Origin of the sequence: Enterococcus sp. AZ050, from assembly GCF_051715085.1 — a bacterium.
GTDB lineage: Bacteria > Bacillota > Bacilli > Lactobacillales > Enterococcaceae > Enterococcus > Enterococcus faecalis.
Window position 1 is genome coordinate 1535407 of the sequence record NZ_JBIOTC010000001.1, and the last position, 18638, is coordinate 1554044.

General features: G+C 39.3%; 17 protein-coding genes and 1 pseudogene. 4 read left to right on the top strand and 14 right to left on the bottom strand.

Annotated features, from left to right (window positions below; all coding sequences use genetic code 11):
- Positions 1-100 precede the first annotated feature (100 nt).
- The 5 genes from IGJ04_RS07495 to rpsO all read right to left on the bottom strand — a co-directional run bounded on the left by IGJ04_RS07495 (position 101) and on the right by rpsO (position 5969).
- On the bottom strand, positions 101-1519 hold the full coding sequence (locus tag IGJ04_RS07495; RefSeq protein WP_025188766.1) for a CHAP domain-containing protein: 1419 nt from the start codon (positions 1517-1519) through the stop codon (positions 101-103).
- 331 nt (positions 1520-1850) lie between these two features.
- Positions 1851-2360 carry a rod shape-determining protein MreD gene (gene mreD, locus IGJ04_RS07500; protein ID WP_002359075.1) on the bottom strand — a complete coding sequence of 170 codons (510 nt, stop codon included), beginning with the start codon at positions 2358-2360 and terminating at the stop codon, positions 1851-1853.
- Positions 2357-3217 carry a rod shape-determining protein MreC gene (gene mreC, locus IGJ04_RS07505; protein WP_002383273.1) on the bottom strand — a complete coding sequence of 287 codons (861 nt, stop codon included), beginning with the start codon at positions 3215-3217 and terminating at the stop codon, positions 2357-2359. Before mreC ends, mreD begins: the two co-directional genes overlap by 4 nt.
- 181 nt (positions 3218-3398) lie before the next feature.
- Positions 3399-5513, bottom strand: coding sequence for a polyribonucleotide nucleotidyltransferase (gene pnp / locus IGJ04_RS07510; protein WP_002367402.1), 2115 nt, complete (start codon positions 5511-5513; stop codon positions 3399-3401).
- A gap of 186 nt (positions 5514-5699) precedes the next feature.
- Positions 5700-5969, bottom strand: coding sequence for a 30S ribosomal protein S15 (rpsO, locus tag IGJ04_RS07515; RefSeq protein WP_002354983.1), 270 nt, complete (start codon positions 5967-5969; stop codon positions 5700-5702).
- 279 nt (positions 5970-6248) lie between these two features.
- Between rpsO and def the strand changes: the two genes are divergently transcribed.
- The gene (gene def / locus IGJ04_RS07520) at positions 6249-6812 is read left to right on the top strand and encodes a peptide deformylase (RefSeq protein WP_002354981.1); all 564 of its coding nucleotides are present in this window, start codon (positions 6249-6251) and stop codon (positions 6810-6812) included.
- A gap of 43 nt (positions 6813-6855) precedes the next feature.
- Here the strand turns inward: def and IGJ04_RS07525 are convergent, their stop codons facing one another.
- From IGJ04_RS07525 to IGJ04_RS07535, 3 genes are all read right to left on the bottom strand, one after another.
- On the bottom strand, positions 6856-7632 hold the full coding sequence (locus tag IGJ04_RS07525; RefSeq protein ID WP_438840353.1) for an HAD family hydrolase: 777 nt from the start codon (positions 7630-7632) through the stop codon (positions 6856-6858).
- 9 nt (positions 7633-7641) lie between these two features.
- Complete coding sequence (locus IGJ04_RS07530; protein WP_270278717.1) at positions 7642-8295, bottom strand: DNA alkylation repair protein; 654 nt, start codon at positions 8293-8295, stop codon at positions 7642-7644.
- 71 nt (positions 8296-8366) lie between these two features.
- The gene (locus IGJ04_RS07535; RefSeq protein WP_438840092.1) at positions 8367-9170 is read right to left on the bottom strand and encodes a formate/nitrite transporter family protein; all 804 of its coding nucleotides are present in this window, start codon (positions 9168-9170) and stop codon (positions 8367-8369) included.
- 323 nt (positions 9171-9493) lie between these two features.
- Between IGJ04_RS07535 and rpsD the strand changes: the two genes are divergently transcribed.
- The 3 genes from rpsD to lepB all read left to right on the top strand — a co-directional run bounded on the left by rpsD (position 9494) and on the right by lepB (position 11411).
- Positions 9494-10105: a 30S ribosomal protein S4 gene (gene rpsD / locus IGJ04_RS07540; protein WP_002365342.1), complete on the top strand. Its 612-nt coding sequence runs from the start codon at positions 9494-9496 to the stop codon at positions 10103-10105.
- A gap of 159 nt (positions 10106-10264) precedes the next feature.
- The gene (locus tag IGJ04_RS07545) at positions 10265-10813 is read left to right on the top strand and encodes a biotin transporter BioY (RefSeq protein ID WP_002354975.1); all 549 of its coding nucleotides are present in this window, start codon (positions 10265-10267) and stop codon (positions 10811-10813) included.
- A gap of 61 nt (positions 10814-10874) precedes the next feature.
- Positions 10875-11411, top strand: coding sequence for a signal peptidase I (gene lepB / locus IGJ04_RS07550; protein ID WP_002385230.1), 537 nt, complete (start codon positions 10875-10877; stop codon positions 11409-11411).
- Positions 11412-11465: 54 nt separating this feature from the next.
- On the opposite strand, the gene IGJ04_RS07555 is transcribed toward lepB, so the two are convergent.
- From IGJ04_RS07555 to pepT, 6 genes and pseudogenes are all read right to left on the bottom strand, one after another.
- Positions 11466-14945, bottom strand: a complete 3480-nt coding sequence (locus tag IGJ04_RS07555) for a WxL domain-containing protein (RefSeq protein ID WP_438840093.1) — start codon at positions 14943-14945, stop codon at positions 11466-11468.
- A 175-nt stretch (positions 14946-15120) separates the two neighbouring features.
- Positions 15121-15384, bottom strand: a pseudogene (locus tag IGJ04_RS07560) (hypothetical protein); the annotation flags it as partial.
- Positions 15371-15733 carry an LPXTG cell wall anchor domain-containing protein gene (locus IGJ04_RS07565; RefSeq protein ID WP_049096070.1) on the bottom strand — a complete coding sequence of 121 codons (363 nt, stop codon included), beginning with the start codon at positions 15731-15733 and terminating at the stop codon, positions 15371-15373. The gene IGJ04_RS07565 and the pseudogene IGJ04_RS07560, both read right to left, overlap by 14 nt.
- Before the next feature lie 381 nt (positions 15734-16114).
- Positions 16115-16726: a YktB family protein gene (locus IGJ04_RS07570; protein WP_010713729.1), complete on the bottom strand. Its 612-nt coding sequence runs from the start codon at positions 16724-16726 to the stop codon at positions 16115-16117.
- A gap of 34 nt (positions 16727-16760) precedes the next feature.
- On the bottom strand, positions 16761-17318 hold the full coding sequence (locus IGJ04_RS07575; RefSeq protein ID WP_010707020.1) for a GNAT family N-acetyltransferase: 558 nt from the start codon (positions 17316-17318) through the stop codon (positions 16761-16763).
- A gap of 85 nt (positions 17319-17403) precedes the next feature.
- Positions 17404-18624, bottom strand: a complete 1221-nt coding sequence (gene pepT / locus IGJ04_RS07580; protein WP_002408266.1) for a peptidase T — start codon at positions 18622-18624, stop codon at positions 17404-17406.
- Positions 18625-18638: the final 14 nt, after the last annotated feature.

Sequence of the window (18638 nt, forward strand, 5' to 3'; positions counted from 1 at the left end):
ATTTTATGCATATATTTAAAATTAAATGAATAAAAAAAGCGGCAACTAACGATTTTTGTTAGTTACCACTCCTTGTTATCAATTATTAATAGGTGACTATTTAGCCTGGAAAACGCCATACAACAGCGCGGAATCCTGCTGGTGGTGCTGGTGACCAGTTAGAGTTAGAAGAAACATAACCAGAGCCTCCTGGGTTGTTCGCTTCAACGATTTGAACACTTCCACCACTTACACCTGTAACTAAGACAGTATGCACGCCACCAATCCAGCTATCTGGACTATAGGCACTTTCATATTGAACAACATCGCCTGGTTGCACGTTACTCCAGCTAACTTGTGTTGCGCCAGAAGCAACATAGCCACTGTTTGGACCACCATAACCGAAGTTAATACCGCCTGCCGCTAACCAGCGACGAACGGATACTAAACATTCGCCTGGCTGATTCCAACCTGTTGCATAAGAATTACCAACATCTGCTAAAGCTGCATTAATTGCGGCTTGTTTTCCTGAAGTCACGCCACCATTCCCTGGTTTTGCTTCATTACCTTTTTCAGGAGTCGTTGGGTTAGTTACAGGAACTTCTTTTTCTTTTTCAGGTGCTGCTGCAGGTGTTGTTACAACACTTTCTGTTTCAGTACTTGAAGTTGTTGTTTCTTGCGTTGTGGTACTTTCAGTAGTTGTTGATGATTCTACTACTGGTGTTGCGGCTTTTTCTTCAGCGGCTGATGCTGCTGCCTCATTGGCTGCTTTTGTTGCTTTCGCTTGCTCTGCTGCCGCTTTTTGTGCTGCGGCTTGTGCTTGCGCTGCCGCTTGTTCTTCTGCTTTTTTAGCAGCTGCACGTTGGCGTGCTTGCTCTTCTGCTAAACGTTTTTCCGCTTCTTTTTTCTGTTTAATGAAGCTGTCTTTTTTCCCTTGTTCTTCAGAACGTTGTGCTTCTAAATCATTTTTAGCCACTTCTTGTTGAATCTTCAATGTTTTTAATGATTCTGTTTTGTCATTTAATTCTTTTGTTGCTGCTTCTAATTCAGCAATTTGTTTTTCAACATTCTTTGTTTTCTTTTCAACAGTCGCTTTGTCTTCTTTTTGTTGTTCTAGTAATTCATTGTTGGCGCTCATCATTGTTGAGACCGCTTGAACACGACCAATTGCATCTGCTACTGAATCTGCATCTAAGACAGCATCAATAATTGAATCACTTTGACCATTCACTTGGACATCGCGTGCTTGTTTTGTCATTTGTACTTCACGTTTTTGAATACGGACATTCAAATCAGAAATTTCACTATATAATTTAGATACTTCTGATGATAGCTTGTTCTTTTTAGCTGTTAATGTATCGATTTGTTTGGCCGTTTCAACCATATCATTTTCAATCGCGGCAACTTTTGCTTCTGCATCTGACATTTGGCTAGTTAACGCATTAATTTTTTGATCTTGTTGTTGAATCTTTGTATCGTATTCATCTGCAAATGCTGCGGATGGCAACGCTACGCTTGTTAAGGTAATGGAACATACCATTAGAGCCGATAATACACTTTTCTTCAATCTGTTGTCCTCCGAAAATCCTTTTTTGTTAAGCTTTTTTATTATTTATTAAAATTTGAATAAATTTCTCTTTTTCAACGATAGAGCAATTGTAGCATAGCTGTATGTCACTGAGATAATATGGATGTTACAGTAATATTTCAATTTTCTTCTTGTAAATGACAAAAAAAAGCTTCACTTTTTTCACGACTTTCTTCAAGACTCCAGGGTAATCTTCTCATTGTTTTGTTATTTAAAGAAAATAAAAAAAGCGAAAAATGCTAACAAATGAGCATTTTTCGCAAACGAACAAAATTTTCAATTTTTATTTTACGGAAAACAGTTTTTTCAGCGGATAAGATAAAATAACATACCACACCATGTTCAATAGCAATGTAGGGCCCAACACACGTGTAATAAATAAAATTGGGCTGACATCCGCTAAATGAAAGGCCACTTGAATCAGTACCGCAATCAGTTCATACAACGTGGTAAAAATAACGATCCCAAAAAAACCAGTTAGTAAATTTGTTTGAATTACTTCTTTAAATGTATACATCAACATAACCGAAATCGTCAGTGCGACTGTATAAATCCCGATAATGCCAATGTAGTAGCTATCGCAAATAAAGCCTAAAATTAACGAAGTAATTAATAAATAACGTTTAGAGAAATTAGGAACGGCAAACATAAACGCAAGTAATAGCAGATGAGAACTGGCGAAGTAAACATTACTTGTCCACGTTTCAAAAGACTTTGTTAAATGAGCATCAATTAACATTAAGAAAAACAAGAGAATAGGTGTGACGTATTTTAAATACTCTTTCCGAATCATTCGCTTTCCCCTGCCGATCTTTTCACGACCGTCACAACGGAGATACCATAGACATCCGCATAAGGTTTCACATACACTTCACGATCTAAACCAAAACTATCTGGTTTCACTTTAATAACTGTCCCTACCGCTAAATCGGCTGGGGAATTACCACCTAAGCCAGAAGTCTGAACGACATCGCCTTCTTTCAGAGTAGCATCGCCAGTTAATTGTGACACAATTAATGCATTTGTCTTATTGTCGTAATTTTTAAGTAAACCAAACGATTCGCCATTTGCGGAAGTTACTCGCACAGGGAAATGGTTTGAGTTAACATTTTTAGACGTTAGTAGTTCCACTTTTGCAGTCGTTGCATTGACTTCAATAACACGCCCCACTAACCCTTTTTGCGCCATGACCGCCATGCCCGCTTCAATGCCGTCATTGGTTCCTTTATCGATAATTAATAAGTCTTGCCAAGTATCCGGCGAACGCGTAATGACATTCGCAGTTACTTTTTCATAGTTGGCCAACGTTTCGTTCAGATTCAATTCTTGTTTTAAACTATCAATTTCACGTTTATAGTTATTGTTTTGGACAGCTAATTCATTATAGCTATCAATTTTTTCTTTTAGACGTTCGTTTTCTTTAAACGTGTTAATTAAATTGCCCATTGAAGACAAGCCATTTTCCACCACACGAGCTGGAAAAGAAATCACACGATCCACCATACTAACGCTATTGTTGACGCCACCTTGAACGACATTGGTTTTGCCTTTTTCAGAACGTTGCGCAGCAGTTAAACTAATAATGGTTACTAAAATAATGACTAAAATTAAGGTAATGATTATATTTTTATTTGGATTAAATTTTTTCACAAAGACACCCCAGATATTCTTCAGACTGATAGTATTAATTTTACCACTAATTGACTATAAACAAAAGAGTTGGCGACCGTCTTTAGCTTTTTTTATCATTTCTTTTTTAGGGCTTGTTTTCAACGAAAAAACCAACGAAAAGAAAGGAAACTCCCTTGGTTTTCGTTGGTTTAAAAAGAAATTATTTTTCTTTGTTTTCTTCGTTTAATAATGCTTTTCTTGAAACGTTGACACGGCCCTGTTTGTCAATTTCAGTTACTTTGACAAGGACTTCGTCGCCTAATTTCACGACATCTTCAACGTTGTTCACACGTTCGTTTGCTAATTGAGAAATATGGATCAAGCCATCTTTGCCTTTAATTAGGTTAACAAACGCACCAAATTTTTCAATGCGGACAACTTTTGCTAAGTAAACTTGACCGACTTCAACTTCTTTGGTTAATTCTTCAATAATCTTGATGGCTTTTTTAATCATTTCAGCATCTGATGAAGCAATACTTACGTTACCGTCTTGATCGATATCAATCTTAACGCCGGTTTCATCAATAATGCTGTTGATTGTTTCGCCACCTTTACCAATGACATCTTTAATTTTCGCTGGTTTAATTTGAATCATTTCAATTTTCGGTGCATATTGACTTAATTCTTCACGAGGAGCAGCAATCGTTGTTGTTAATTCTTCTAGAATTTCCATCCGTGCTTTCTTCGCTTGGTCTAATGCTTCCGTTAAAATTTGTTCTGTAATTCCTTGGATTTTGATGTCCATTTGTAAAGCAGTGATTCCGTCTTTCGTTCCTGCTACTTTAAAGTCCATATCGCCAAGGTGGTCTTCTAAACCTTGAATATCTGTTAAGATTGTATAGTTTTCGCCATCACTAACAAGACCCATTGCAATACCTGCAACTGGCGCTTTAATTGGCACACCCGCATCCATTAATGCTAATGTTCCCGCGCAAATACTTGCTTGTGAAGAAGAACCATTTGATTCTAACACTTCTGCTACTAAGCGGATTGTGTAAGGGAAGTCTTCTTCTGATGGAATAATTTGTGCTAAGGCACGTTCACCTAACGCACCGTGACCGATTTCACGACGACCTGGTGAGCCCGCGCGTCCTGTTGAACCAACAGAGAATTGTGGGAAGTTATAATGATGGATGAAACGTTTGCTATCTTGGACACCCAACCCATCGATAATTTGATGTTCCCCTAAAGGCGCTAATGTACAAACGGATAAAGCTTGTGTTTGACCCCGAGTAAATAAGCCAGAACCATGCACACGTGGTAAAATACTTACTTCTGATGATAAATGACGAATTTCGTCTAATTTACGGCCATCCGGGCGAATCTTATCGATCGTGATTAACTCACGTACGACATCTTTTTCAAGATCTTCCGCAATTTGTTTCACTTCTTTTAGTAATTGTGCTTCTTCTTCGTGTTCCGCAAATTTTTCAGCGTAAACTTCTTTGACTGTATCTTTTACTTTGTCAATTTCAACTTCACGTGCTAATTTTTCTTCCGTCATTACGGCTGTTTTCATTGTATTGTAGTACGCATCAAAAATTTCTTTTTTAAGATCAGCGTCCACTTGTAATAAGTCCACGTCCATCTTTGGTTTACCTACAGCGGCAACGATTTCTTCTTGGAACGCCACTAGTTCTTTGATGGCATCAAAACCGAAAAGTAAGGCACCTAACATATCTTCTTCTGATACTTCTTTGGCACCACTTTCAACCATGTTGATGGCTTCTTTTGTTCCAGCAACAGTTAATTCAATATCTGTTTGTTCTGCTTGTTCTACCGTTGGGTTTAAGACATATTCGCCATTAATACGACCAACGTCAACGCCAGCAATTGGTCCGTCAAATGGAATATCTGAAATTGCTAACGCTAAGGAAGACCCAAACATTGCAGCCATTTCTGGTGTACAATCTTGATCAACACTCATAACGATGTTCGTAATTTGGACTTCGTTACGGAAGCCTTCTGAGAACATTGGACGAATAGGACGGTCGATTAAACGAGCGGTTAATGTCGCACGTTCACTTGGACGACCTTCACGTTTAATGAAGCCGCCAGGAATTTTTCCTACCGCATACATTTTTTCTTCATAGTTTACAGTTAATGGGAAAAAGTCTACATCTTTTGCTTCTTTAGAGGCAACAGCAGCACTTAAAACGACCGTATCGCCGTAACGTACTAAGACAGCTCCATTGGCTTGTTTGGCTAATTGGCCGATTTCTACTTCTAGTGGGCGGCCGCCCCAAGTTGTTTTAAAGACTTGTTTTTCTGTCATAATTCTTCTCCTTTACTCTTGCTCTTTGGAAAAGTCAGACGGCTACTAAACAAATGAAAAAGTAACAAGTCGTTGCTGCTCTTTCATTTGGTTAGTAGTTCCTAAAAACTTTCCAAAGAGGACCTTCAATAGTGACAATAAGATAAAAAGCGAGATTCTGATTGAACCTCGCTTTATACGTAATGATTAACGACGTAATCCTAAACGTTGGATCAATTCGCGGTAACGTTGGATGTCAGTTTTACGTAAGTAAGCTAACAAGTTACGACGGTGACCGATTTTTTTCATTAAACCACGGTAAGAATGGTGATCTTTTTTGTGTGTACGCGCATGTTCGTTCAATTGGTTAATGTCTTCAGTTAAGACAGCAATTTGTACTTCTGGAGAACCAGTATCTCCTTCATGACGTGCGTATTCTTTAATGATTTCGTTTTTTCTTTCTTGTGAAATTGCCATTTGTTCCACCTCTTTCTCTATTATTCGTCTGATCACTGAGTGAAGCGTTGGTGACTCGCTAAACCAAGTGATAGATGGTGTGTTTCCACACAAGCTTACTTTACAGGAAACACCGCTAAAATGCAAGCTTAATCTCTATTATTCGATAGTTTTTTTAAACAATCTAGCCCCTTTTTTGGTGATTTTGTGATACACTAAATGGTGGTAAACAACTGATTATTTCAGCGCATGAATAAATAAAAGAAGAATTTTTTTATGTTTCAAAGGAGGAACCATTGAATGATTACAATGAAAGATATTATTCGTGAAGGGAATCCCACACTTCGTGCTGTGGCAGAAGAAGTGCCTGTCCCTATCACTGAGGAAGACCGACAATTAGGCGAAGACATGTTGACTTTCTTAAAAAATAGTCAAGATCCAGTCAAAGCCGAAGAATTACAATTACGTGGTGGCGTTGGTTTAGCTGCACCACAATTAGATATTTCTAAACGAATTATTGCTGTCCATGTTCCTAGTAACGACCCAGAAAACGAAACGCCTTCATTAAGTACGGTAATGTACAACCCTAAAATTTTGAGCCATTCTGTGCAAGATGTATGTTTAGGTGAAGGGGAAGGCTGTTTATCTGTCGATCGAGATGTGCCTGGGTATGTCGTTCGCCATAACAAAATTACCGTCAGTTATTTTGACATGGCTGGCGAAAAACACAAAGTTCGTTTAAAAAACTACGAAGCGATTGTGGTTCAACATGAAATTGATCATATTAATGGCATCATGTTCTACGATCATATTAACAAAGAAAATCCATTTGCTTTAAAAGAGGGCGTTTTAGTCATCGAATAAAAAAAACTGGGCCGTTTGTTTTCAGACAAACGGCCCAGTTTTTTTAAATGGCCTTCATTTCTTTTAAGGCTTTCCAAATCCCATCATTATCATTGGTATCTGTGACCATCGTGGCCACTTTTTGAATGGAAGGACTCGCATTGCCCATTGCAACGCCAATTCCTGCATGGCTTAGCATTTCTCGATCATTTTCGCCGTCCCCAAAGGCAATGATATTTTTTGCATCAATGCCCACACGTTTAGCTAAATACGTTAACGTAGCTGATTTTGAGCCATCTTTAGGCACAACATCTACGCTATGTTGATGCCAGCGAATAAAGCGAAATTCTGGGTATTCTTCTTCAAACGTACACTGATCTTCTGCGTCATAAAATGCCAGCGCTTGGTAAATATCATTTTGACGATAAAAGTGTTCATCATAAGCAGGTGAATGAAAATGAAAAGAGTTCATCGCAATTTCCATTTTTTCAGCACGGTGTTGGTTGCTCTTCTTAATATCATCTAAGCCCACACAAGCAAATCCTAATCCGCGTTGATCACTATCTTGTGCCAAACGTTCCAACGCTTCAGCGTGCAATAAATTTTGATAATATTGCTCATGATCCACAAAAGCCGCGGCGCCATTACATAATACGTAATTGGTAAAATCTAAATCCCAAATCACCTCTTGCGCCATATAACGACTTCTGCCAGTTGCCAGCGTAACTAAGTGTCCTTGCTCCCGCAATTTTGCTAGCGCTTCTCTCGTGCTATCCAATGCTTTCTTCTCCGAATTTAACAACGTCCCATCAATATCAAATGTAAAAAGTTTTCTTTCCATCATTTCTCCTTATTCGCTCGCTTTCGCTAAATATTTACTGCCTTCTCGTTGTGCTAAAGGACTCAACACTAATTCTTTCATCAATTCCTCGACCCATTGTGGATTCGTTTTACTATATTGGCGTAATGACCAGCCAATCGCTTTTTGAATGAAGAACTCCTCTGTAGTTCTATCATAAATAATCGCCTTTTTCAACAGGTCCTGATTGGTCTTTTCTTTCAACATCAACTGTAAATTCAGCGCAACACGCCGATTCCAGAAATTTTCAGCGCCATAAAAAAGGGCAAAAATCGTTGGCAATTCAGTCAGATGCAACGCTACCCACGACCCAAAAAATTTTCGCCAAGCATCCACACTATCCCACCATGCTTTTTGTGGAACATAGGCTTTAAACGCTACGACCTCTTCTAATGAAAATCTCCGAACATTTTGAAGGGCTAAATCAATAGCGACATACTGATATTCTCGTTCTGTTTTTTGATAATAAGCCTCAATCTCTTGGCATAATTTTTCCTTTGTCCACGTATGACTTTCTTTTAAAAGTTGTTTACTTAACGCTTGACGTTCTGGGGCGGGGATGCCTGCAAAAACAAACTGGTGTTTCATATAAGCAGACATTTTTGCTGCTGTTTCTGGGTTCTTCTGAAATTGAAGTGTGTCCATTCCTTCGCTCCTTATAATAAAAAAACTATACTAAAACAGTGTACCATGTTTTAGTATAGTTGGTTGGTCAATTAATCAAAATACGTTAAGTTTTTGTTGTCTTTATCTAACCAGGCATAGCCGAGACCCATAATTAAGCCCCCACCGATAAAGTTACCGATAAAGGCCCAGAACAGATTATGAACAACATTACCCGCTGTGAAAGCTTCAATTGCGCCGTTCGAAGCAAAGTAAGCTAAACTGAAGGCTGGGAAGTTGGCAATCACGTGTTCAAAACCAAGGAACGCAAAGATAAAGATAATGAAAATAATGGCCGCGACTTTGCCGGCATCATCTTTCATTCGCATACTCACTAATACGGCTGTATTAACCACAATATTGGCGAACATAGCTTCAACTAAAATCTGTAGGGTGGTTTTTTCTAATTTTCCAGCAATCGACGTAAAGAAGAAACTATCTTTTGGTAATTCTTGGAACGGCACCGTAAGTGATACCAAGAAACCAAATAAGACGCCACCAATTAAATTGAATAAGATACAGGTAAATAAAATTTTTGCAGCTAAGGAAAAGTTGACTTTTTTACGATAGACCCCAACAGTCATGTACAACATATTCGAGGTACCAAGTTCGGCATTCATATATAAAATCATCACAAGTGACCAACTGAACATGAAGGCATAAAGCATTTTCCCTAAACCATGAGAAATTCCTTCTCCTTTAATTGCGATTGCAAAAGCAACGGCTGTTCCCAACGTTAAAAATAGACAAGCAAGCATTGCACGAACAGCGTAGCGGGAAAAGCTGTTTGAGAATAAATTCACTTTCTTGTCGATGGATTTATCAATTTGTTCAAACAATGGTGAACCAGACTTCATTGTAAACTCCCTTTCATTCCGTTTTCAACTTATATTTTCAAAACATCTCTCCTTATTCTAATGAGGAAAAGTGTTTTTGTCTACCTTTTTTTCATATTTCACTTTAAAACCTTGACGTTTCCTATCCTATTAAGTATACTAGATTTTGTGTAAAATAATTGCAGCAGAAGAATAATAACTCGTCAACAGTTCATTGCCAAACTTGGTTCAACTGCGTAACCGCGGCTGCAAAGGCGAAGGTTGAAGAATGAACTGAACGAATATGAATTTTTCATCTAATTATTTTACTCCAAAAAAACATTTATTTATTGGAGGAATTTTTAATGTCTCGTTATACTGGACCATCATGGAAAGTATCTCGTCGTCTAGGTATCTCTTTATCAGGTACTGGTAAAGAACTAGCTCGTCGCCCTTACAAACCAGGACAACACGGACCTAACAGCCGTGGTAAAGTTTCTGAATACGGAATGCAATTAACTGAAAAACAAAAATTACGTCATATGTATGGCATGAACGAACGTCAATTCCGTACGTTGTTCATTAAAGCAAGCAAAATCAAAGAAGGTAAACACGGTGTTAACTTCATGGTTTTACTAGAACAACGCTTAGATAACGTTGTTTACCGTTTAGGTCTTGCAACTACTCGTCGTCAAGCACGTCAATTAGTTAACCATGGCCACATCACTGTAGACGGCAAACGTGTTGATATTCCATCATACCACGTTGAAGTTGGTCAAGTGATCGGTGTTCGTGAAAAATCTCAAAACATCTCAACAATTAAAGAAGCGGTTGAAGCAACTGTTGGACGTCCAGCATTCGTAAGCTTTGACACTGAAAAATTAGAAGGTAGCTTCACTCGTTTACCAGAACGTGATGAACTTTACCCAGAAATCGACGAAGCACTTGTCGTTGAATACTACAACCAAAAACTTTAAGATTTCAAAAGGTCGAACTGCGGTTCTTACCTTCTTTCAAAACCTTGCCTTTCTTGGCAAGGTTTTTTTCTTTGCCCTCTTTACAAAATTGTTTACTTCCGCTAAACTATTGTTAACCAAACAAAAATAATTGGTTAACAATAGAAAGTGAGGATTCTTATGAATAAAGCATCGTTACGCTCTTTAATTTTAGCAGCAGAATTCGCTGTGATTATTGCTGTACTTTCACAATTTACAATTCCATTGGGGATTGTCCCACTAACCGGACAAACATTTGCCATCGGCTTAACCGCTACCGTTTTGGGCAAGCGAACGGGGACCTACGCTATTTTAATTTACTTCTTATTAGGATTAATTGGTTTACCCGTTTACGCTGGGATGTCTAGTGGGTTCGGTGTACTCTTTGGACCAACTGGCGGCTATTTAATCGGGTTTATCTTCAACGGCTTATTAACTGGTTATATTTTAGAAAAAACAACCTTTAACTATACTTGGGCCATTATCGCAAATATTGCCGGCGCCTTAGTTACCTTAGTTTTCGGTATGATTTGGTTGAAATATTCCGCAAATCTGCCGTGGCCAAACGCTTTCGCTGGCGGGTTTGCTCCGTTTATTATTCCTGGTATCATCAAGGCTGTCGCAGCTGCTTATGTTGGTATTTTAATTCGCCAACGCTTTATGAAACGTTTTTTAGCACACCTTTCTTAAGGGGAAAACTTTTTTCTTTTCCTTGTCTGTAGTACACTAAAAGGACAAAGGAGTGAAGTCCATGTCCTCATTATTAAAACGATTGGTTCAGTTGGTTTTGTTAGTCGTCGCTGTCTTGCTAATTCGACACTATGTTTTCTCCCCTGCTGCGGTGAACGGCTCTTCAATGGAACCAACACTTCATAACAACGACCGTTTATGGGTGACCTCGATTAAAAAACCACAGCGCTTTGATATTATCGCTTTCCCTAGTCCTCGCAACGGCCAACGAGTAGCCAAACGTTTAATTGGTTTACCTGGCGAAACAGTCGAGTATCGCGATGATACCCTTTATATTAATGGTGTATCGCTCAGTGAAGATTACTTAGCAAGTGCTAAACGAAATGTCTCTAAAAATGAAAATTATACCCAAGATTTTACGCTAGAGACCTTAGAAGCCACCCAATCCCTGACCGTTCCAGAAGGCATGTATTTTGTCTTGGGGGATAATCGCCCGCGCTCAGACGACAGTCGTTATTTTGGCTTTGTTAAACAAGCGAGTGTGGAAGGTGTTTTGACTTTTCGTTATTATCCATTAGATAAAATTGGCTTTCCATAAAATAGTAAACCGCCCTCAAAAAGTCTAACTTTTTGGGGGCGGTTTACTATTTTTTTAAGGTCCAGTGACTAAGTTCCACGTCACCGTTCCTTGATATTTCTCATTTATTTTCCCTTGATTGGCAGGGACTTCTAATTTCACATTGGCAAAATCAAAATCTAATTGATAGACATCATTACCTGTAAATTGGTTATTAAGAATTACTGGTGTAGATGTGCCATCACTCGTCAAAGCTAACGGCTCCGTAATTCCAACTTTATTCGTTAATTCTGTGACTTGATTATAGTTTTCGATTGCTGCAACGTCTGCATTGCCTAATAATAAGCGCGTACTAGTTGGCAAACTATCGGCAGACGCTTTTAGCTGTGATAATTGTGCTGTCAACTGCCAATTGGGTTGACTTTTCTTTATCCGTAAATACGGATTACGTGTGCCATTCCCATAATAATCAGCTGCTTTTTTCAGGCCGTACTGCTTAGTACTACCGCTAATCATAATTTTTCCAAAGTCAAACGTCGGCGTACTAATGAAGCCTTCTTCTGCTGGTGTTGGCTCAATCGTTTGATCTTCGCCTTGAATACGTACAAAGTTACTAGCTGTCACTGGGAAAAAATTCCCACTTGCTGTCATTTCTGCGGTTAAAAGTTGTCTTGGTTCCCCAGTGATTTTCGCTGTGTTCACTGTCACTAAAGCTTCACCATTCACCGGAATTTCCACACCCAAGTTAACTCCTGTGCGCCATTGTTCTGCCGTCACTGGAATAATTTTATTTGGCGTATTACCAAGGCGAACAGTTAATTGGGTCGGCGCCGAAATACCTGCCGCCCATTTGGCCGTTGGTGCTAGTTTAACGTTGGTCAATGGAACTTCACTAGTGTTTTTTAGCCTAACTGTCCAAATCATAGAAGCTTCATTGGAGACAACTTCTAGTAACCGACTAACGGTCATTTCTGCCGTTGCTTGGACTTCCTCATAGACTGCCGTCATGTCATCTTTATCATCGTAAGTTACGGCATAACTTGGCGTTTTCGTAGTTTTCAACGCAGTTTTATCAGTACCTTTGTACCAACCTTTGAACTTGTAGTTTTTGTCCCCTACTGTGTAGGTGGCTGGCAAGGCTTTGGCACTGGTGTAGGTGAAGCTGTTACTTGTCATTGGTGTTTGTTTCCCTTGCGTGAAACCTGTCGGTGGCGTAATTTTAGCACCAGTGGCATCAACAAAGTTTTCGGTGACTTGTTTTCGTGTGACTTTATAGTTTATCGTTTGCTTGTAGTCGCTAGTTCCATCGAAACCAAATAATCTTGGTTGGGAATTTGCACTAGTTAGAAATAATAGACTAGGAAGGACATCTCTTGTTAGTCCTGATTGGCCCCACCTTGCCTTAACAGAAAAAGTATTGTTCGTCTCTCTGTTAAACACTGTTTCAAAACTAGTAAAACTAGTCGTTGCTGAATCCGATAGAAGGTTGGTGCCAATGTCACTAATGGTCTCGTAGTCGTACAACGTAATGGTTTTCGTTGTTGCTTCCACTTTGTCAACATACTTCAATTCATTCGTAATATCAAAGTTGTTCAACGCAAAACCTTTATTTAAAACACCTGTTGGTAGATCAGAAAAAAGTTCATAATCATTAGGAATCAAGACGTTTTGCTTTGTTTCTACTTTATAGCGATTAGCAACGGTTGCCTCTTTACTTCCCACCATTGGGTAAAGCGAACCTGTTGCTTCAAAGGGACTAGTGGCGGTTTTTCTGAAAAATTCTGTATAGTTTCCAGAAAGCGTAAGTGGATTCGTGAACGCTTTTCCTTGTTCATCGACAAACTCTGCGTAGAATCCTGGGTGAACAGTGATTTCTTGGACTTCTTCATAAACCGCCGTCATATCATCTTTGTCATCGTAAGTGACGGCATAACTTGGTGTTTTCGTCGTTTTCATTTTGGTTTGATCAGTGCCTTTGTACCAGCCTTTGAACTTGTAATTTTTGTCCCCTACTGTGTAGGTATCTGGCAAGGCTTTGGCACTGGTGTAGGTGAAGTTCTCACTATCAATCACTACTTTGTTGCCTTGGGTAAAGCCTGTTGGTGGCGTGATTTTAGCACCTGTGGCATCAACGAAGTTTTCGGTGACACGGCGGTTTTCTAGATAATAATAGATGGGACTATCATCTTTAGAAATCACTACAATCCCCTCCGCTGGTCTCATAAATGCCATCCCTAAAGCGGTAAATGTTGTATTCGTTGGACTAACATTATATCGTGCTTCCGCCAATGAGAACTGGGTAGGATCTGCCATAGTGAATAAATCTCGATAGGTCAAATCATTAGGTATCTCAGTCTCTAAAACACCGGTAATAAAATTCTTTCTGCGAATACTAGCCGCTGGATAAACTTTGGCTGTTTTAGAATAATACGTTCCTGGGTTTTTCGTCAACGATTTATAGTATTTTGGAAGCGTAAATATTGATCTTTTCGCTCCATAAAAACTGAAACGCGTATCAGTCACGCCATAGAATACTTTCTCAGGAATCGTGTATTCTTTTACCATCCCATTATCTTTACCAATAATTTCCCCGATAATTTTTGGTGTTTCATCTGAAACATATTCTTGGAGATTCCCTTTTAAAGAAATTCCACTTGGATTGACTAAATTTCCTTGCTCATCAACAAAACTAAATTTAAACGTTTGTGCTGGTAAAGTTGTCGTCTCACCTAAATCCTCGTAGACCGCTGTCATGTCGTCTTGGTCATCGTAAGTCACGGCATAACTTGGTGTTTTCGTTGTTTTCAGGGCTGTTTGGTCGGTACCTTTGTACCAGCCTTTGAATTTGTAGGTCTTGCCGCCTGCCTTGTACGTATCTGGCAAGGCTTTGGCACTGGTGTATGTGAAGTCATTGCTCGTAATACTTGTTTGTTGTCCTTGCGTGAAACCAGTTGGCGGTGTGATTTTGGCGCCTGTGGCATCAACGAAGTTTTCGGTGACTTTTTTATGTACCACCGTTAACTGGATATCCTCTGTAGGAAACTGTGCACGAAAATACCCTTGTTGTGTATCCTGACTACCAATCATAATGCTAATTAGTGGATAAGCAGGTTCTGCAGGACTCTTTTCTGCTTCTTCCGTACTAATTTTGTATTTTTCTTTATCTTTTTTTACTATATTGGGAGTTATATTAAGAATTTTACTTCTTACATGAATTTGTGCAATATTTGGACCAGTAGGCATTTCTACTGAGTCTATATATTTCGGTACATTTAATAATATATCTTTCAAATTAAAGTATAATATTGTTTGCCTATATGTAGGATATGCTGCCGCCCACATACTTTGTGAAGGTATTATAATATCAATACTTGTAGCTGTTTTCTCAACAGTAGCTATATCTGTAAATCCAGAAGTTACTGTAGGTTGAGACATTGTAGTACCTGTTTGAAAATATGATAACCCAACTGTTGATACTGAGAGGTTAAAATCAGAGATATTAACTGGCGTATCATCTAAGTCTTTTAAATTTATTCCAATTCTAGTTGCAGGCATAACTAATGTAGTACTTTGGGAGTTAATAACAAACTTATCTCGATAATTTATATATTCTTGATATACGTCCGACAAATTTCCTGCCTTAACCCCTCGCTCGATTCTGGATTTGTACTGGGAGTTGCGGTGTGAGTTGTACCTCCTGCTGAGCTTCTGCTTTTTCTTGCTCAGCTTCTTTCACTAGCGGTGCTTCCTTCTTTTCTACCGCCACTTCTGCTTGTTTCTCTATTTCCTTTGTTACTTCTTCTCGACTTGTTTCAGTCGTTGTTTCTTGCGTTTCACTACTTGCTTGCGTTTCTTCCTTGACGCTACTTTCAGCGGTCGGACTACTTTCAATCGTGACGGTTTCCGCAACTGCCGTCACGCCCGAAAAGGCATTCACTAGCAAAGAACCACATAAGCCAATAGCTGCAAGACGTTGCCATTTATTTTGCTTCATGTCGTCCCTTCTTTCTATGTACCATTGCTACAAGGCCAAGTACGATGAAGCCAAGTATGCTAAGATTTGCCTGCCGCTTACTCCCTGTGCGCGGTAGCTGTTTATTGCCAGTGGTAATGGCGCCTTGACCACCTGCCATACCTTGATTAGTGCTCGTCTGTCCTGGTCCTTTCCCCTTGGGACTTGCCCCTGGTTGATCTGTTTTCGGTGAGGGCTCTTCTTTCGGGGGTGCCTTTTTGTAAAATTCAATCCCCACCGAACTAGAACCACGTTCAGACGCTTCAACATTTATAAAAAAACTAGGGGAAAATAGTAGGAACACAATCATTAAATAACGCTTTTTTTTCATTTAAAAACCTCCTTTTAATTCAACAACAGATTTGAGTTTCTCTACAATTACTGCTCAAACCACCTTTTTTCATATCTCTATAATAACAAAGAAAAAGCTTTCCAAAACACCATTATTTTCCATTTGACAACCCTATTTCCCACAAAACCCTTATATAACAAGCGTTTCGTGCTTTGTTATTTAAAATTATCCTTTGAAAATGATTGTCGAAACACGTTTATCCTTTAGAAATCGCCTTTAATTTCTTAAATTTTTGCTAACCAAACCTCAGAAAAGCTCACAATGTTAGTTTTCGATACTAACATTGTGAGCTTTTCTCATTTTTGACGATTAGATAATTCGATAAAATAACACTAAAACACAAAATGCTGTCTGTTTCTCTTATTGGGCAATAGCCAATTGGTACAATGGCAGGAGTTGTTGATAGGTTGCCAACATATACGCTCGTGCTTTTTCAGGGTTTTGCCACAAAGCACTATCTTTGGGAATGATGCGCCCAATTTCAAACTCACCTTTTTTTACATCTCTAAAACGAGTTAAGGCTTTTTCTAAATCCGTTTCCGGCAGCGGAGTAATTTGAGGAACCGTGTGATCCAAGGAAACATACGTATCTTCTGGTAATGCTTGGAATAATTGCTGATTCTCTAAAAAGGCTTGCGCAATCTGCTTTTCATTTTTAGGATTATCAATAAATGACAACCACATAAACACATAGTCGCCCCAAATGCCTAATTGAAAATGCGGCTGCATTTTATAGCCGCGCTTATTCGGACTGAGTGCGGACCAAGTATTTTCTGGTGGATACACGGTGCGACGGCGATGTTGCGCAATATGGACAAACAACTCCGTTCCTAGTTCAGGCGCTAGTTGTTCGGCAAAATACGTGTCTAATTCTTGAAAAATAGGTTGAATTTGCGCACGGATAACCGCCATTCGTTCATCTAATCCAGCAACTTCAAAGGCTGCGAATTCTTTTTCTGTAAACATCAACATTTCTCTAATTCCTCTCTCAACTTGTCTTACGCTTCTATTTTTGTCGATTTTGCCATGTTTCCAGTGTCATCCCACGATAAACCTCTGTGACAATTTTCCCTTTACTAATTCGGGCATTGGGCAGTGTTCCTTCGTAGGTAAAACCAATTTTCTCCATGACACGACCAGAAGCTGGATTGTCTTGATCATGTAAAGCAAAGATTCTCATGAGTTTCATTTTTGCAAAACCCAGTTCAACTAACGCCGTCGCGGCTTCAGGCATGTAGCCATTGCCCCAAAAGGCACGGTTCAAGACATAGCCTAATTCTCCAATATTATTGGTTTCATTGACCCGCAAATCAATCGTGCCAATCATTTTGCCCGTTTCTTTCACTTCAATCCCATATTTTCCTAAAGGTTCCCCCATAAAATATTTCGCAATACTGGCTCTTGTTTCTTCTTTGGTTTCATTTTTAGGAAACACAAAACGCGTCGTTTCTTCATCTGAAGCATATTCAAATAAATCATCTGTATCTGCTAATGTCACTGGTCGTAAATGCAATCGTTCCGTTTCCAATTGTTGGTTTTCTGCAAAAATCAATGGATAATTCATGAGCAAAACTCCCTACTTTTCTACATACTTTACCGAAAAACAGCGAAACACGCAAGGAAAATCGGCATTTCCCTTGCGTGTTTCTTTAATTAGCGTTTAAGCGAATGATGGCAATGATCGTTTGAACAGCTTTGGCCATTGATTCAACGGTAATGAATTCATATTGCCCATGAAAATTCTCGCCACCTGTAAATAGATTAGGCGTGGGAATGCCCATGAAAGAAATCTTAGAACCATCTGTCCCGCCACGAAATGGTGTGATGATTGGTTCAATGTCACAACTTTCCATTGCTTGGACGGCCAATTCTACAGGCGTCCAATCTTTTTCGATGATTTCCTTCATATTATAGTATTGGTCTTGGAAAGTAATTGTTAGTCTGGGTTTATCTGCCAGCGCATTTAAACGTTGGACTTGTTTTTCCAAAAATTGCTTTCTCGCTTGAAAGTTTTCTTGATCATGATCCCGAATGATATAGACAAGTTCTGCTTTTTCAATACTTCCTGTAAATTTATTGAGTAAATAAAATCCTTCATTTCCACGTGTTTGTTCTGGTACTTCCTTTTGCGGCAGTGATTGATCAAGTTGTTCGCCTAATTTAATGGCATTTACTAACGAACCATAGGCCGTTCCCGGATGGACACTGGTTCCCTCAATTGTTATCACAGCTTGAGCAGCGTTAAACGTTTCATACTCGAAATGCCCCACGCGGCCACTGTCGATTGTATACGCAAAAGCGACTGGGAAGTTCGGCGCATCAAATTGATCGGCCCCGCGTCCAATTTCTTCATCTGGACCGAAGGCGAGCCAAACATCCCCCCGCGCTACTTCTGGATGTGCCAAAAAATACTCAACAGCAGCTAAAATCTCGACAATTCCCGCTTTGTCATCTGCTCCTAAAAGTGTTGTTCCGTCTGTAGTAATCAACGTTTCCCCTTGATACTCTTTTAAATTGGGAAATTCAGCAACCGATAAAACGATGCCTTGTTCTTGATTCAAGAGGACATCTTGGCCATCATAATTAGTGATGACTTTGGGACGGATATTTTCTGCTGAAAAATCCGCCGTATCCAGATGTGCAATCAACCCAATACTCTTCGCTGCAGGTTGGTTACCCGGCAACCGTGCCGTTAAAAAGCCGTTTTGTTCGTTATAATGCACATCGGCCAAGCCTAATTCATGAAGTTCTGTTTCAATCATTTTGGCTAAAACCACTTGACCGACCGTCGTCGGTGTGGTTTGACTATTGGCATCTGAACGGGTGTTAACTTTCACGTAAGTTAAAAATCGTTCGACTAATTTTTCCATTTTTTACTCCTTCT

Coding starts and splice junctions, on each gene's coding strand:
- IGJ04_RS07495 (WP_025188766.1), bottom strand. CDS start 1,519: ATGGTATGTTCCATTACCTTAACAAGCGTAGCGTTGCCATCCGCAGCA.
- mreD (WP_002359075.1), bottom strand. CDS start 2,360: ATGATTCGGAAAGAGTATTTAAAATACGTCACACCTATTCTCTTGTTT.
- pnp (WP_002367402.1), bottom strand. CDS start 5,513: ATGACAGAAAAACAAGTCTTTAAAACAACTTGGGGCGGCCGCCCACTA.
- rpsO (WP_002354983.1), bottom strand. CDS start 5,969: ATGGCAATTTCACAAGAAAGAAAAAACGAAATCATTAAAGAATACGCA.
- def (WP_002354981.1), top strand. CDS start 6,249: ATGATTACAATGAAAGATATTATTCGTGAAGGGAATCCCACACTTCGT.
- IGJ04_RS07525 (WP_438840353.1), bottom strand. CDS start 7,632: ATGGAAAGAAAACTTTTTACATTTGATATTGATGGGACGTTGTTAAAT.
- IGJ04_RS07530 (WP_270278717.1), bottom strand. CDS start 8,295: ATGGACACACTTCAATTTCAGAAGAACCCAGAAACAGCAGCAAAAATG.
- IGJ04_RS07535 (WP_438840092.1), bottom strand. CDS start 9,170: ATGAAGTCTGGTTCACCATTGTTTGAACAAATTGATAAATCCATCGAC.
- rpsD (WP_002365342.1), top strand. CDS start 9,494: ATGTCTCGTTATACTGGACCATCATGGAAAGTATCTCGTCGTCTAGGT.
- IGJ04_RS07545 (WP_002354975.1), top strand. CDS start 10,265: ATGAATAAAGCATCGTTACGCTCTTTAATTTTAGCAGCAGAATTCGCT.
- lepB (WP_002385230.1), top strand. CDS start 10,875: ATGTCCTCATTATTAAAACGATTGGTTCAGTTGGTTTTGTTAGTCGTC.
- IGJ04_RS07555 (WP_438840093.1), bottom strand. CDS start 14,945: ATGCCTGCAACTAGAATTGGAATAAATTTAAAAGACTTAGATGATACG.
- IGJ04_RS07565 (WP_049096070.1), bottom strand. CDS start 15,733: ATGAAAAAAAAGCGTTATTTAATGATTGTGTTCCTACTATTTTCCCCT.
- IGJ04_RS07570 (WP_010713729.1), bottom strand. CDS start 16,726: ATGTTGATGTTTACAGAAAAAGAATTCGCAGCCTTTGAAGTTGCTGGA.
- IGJ04_RS07575 (WP_010707020.1), bottom strand. CDS start 17,318: ATGAATTATCCATTGATTTTTGCAGAAAACCAACAATTGGAAACGGAA.
- pepT (WP_002408266.1), bottom strand. CDS start 18,624: ATGGAAAAATTAGTCGAACGATTTTTAACTTACGTGAAAGTTAACACC.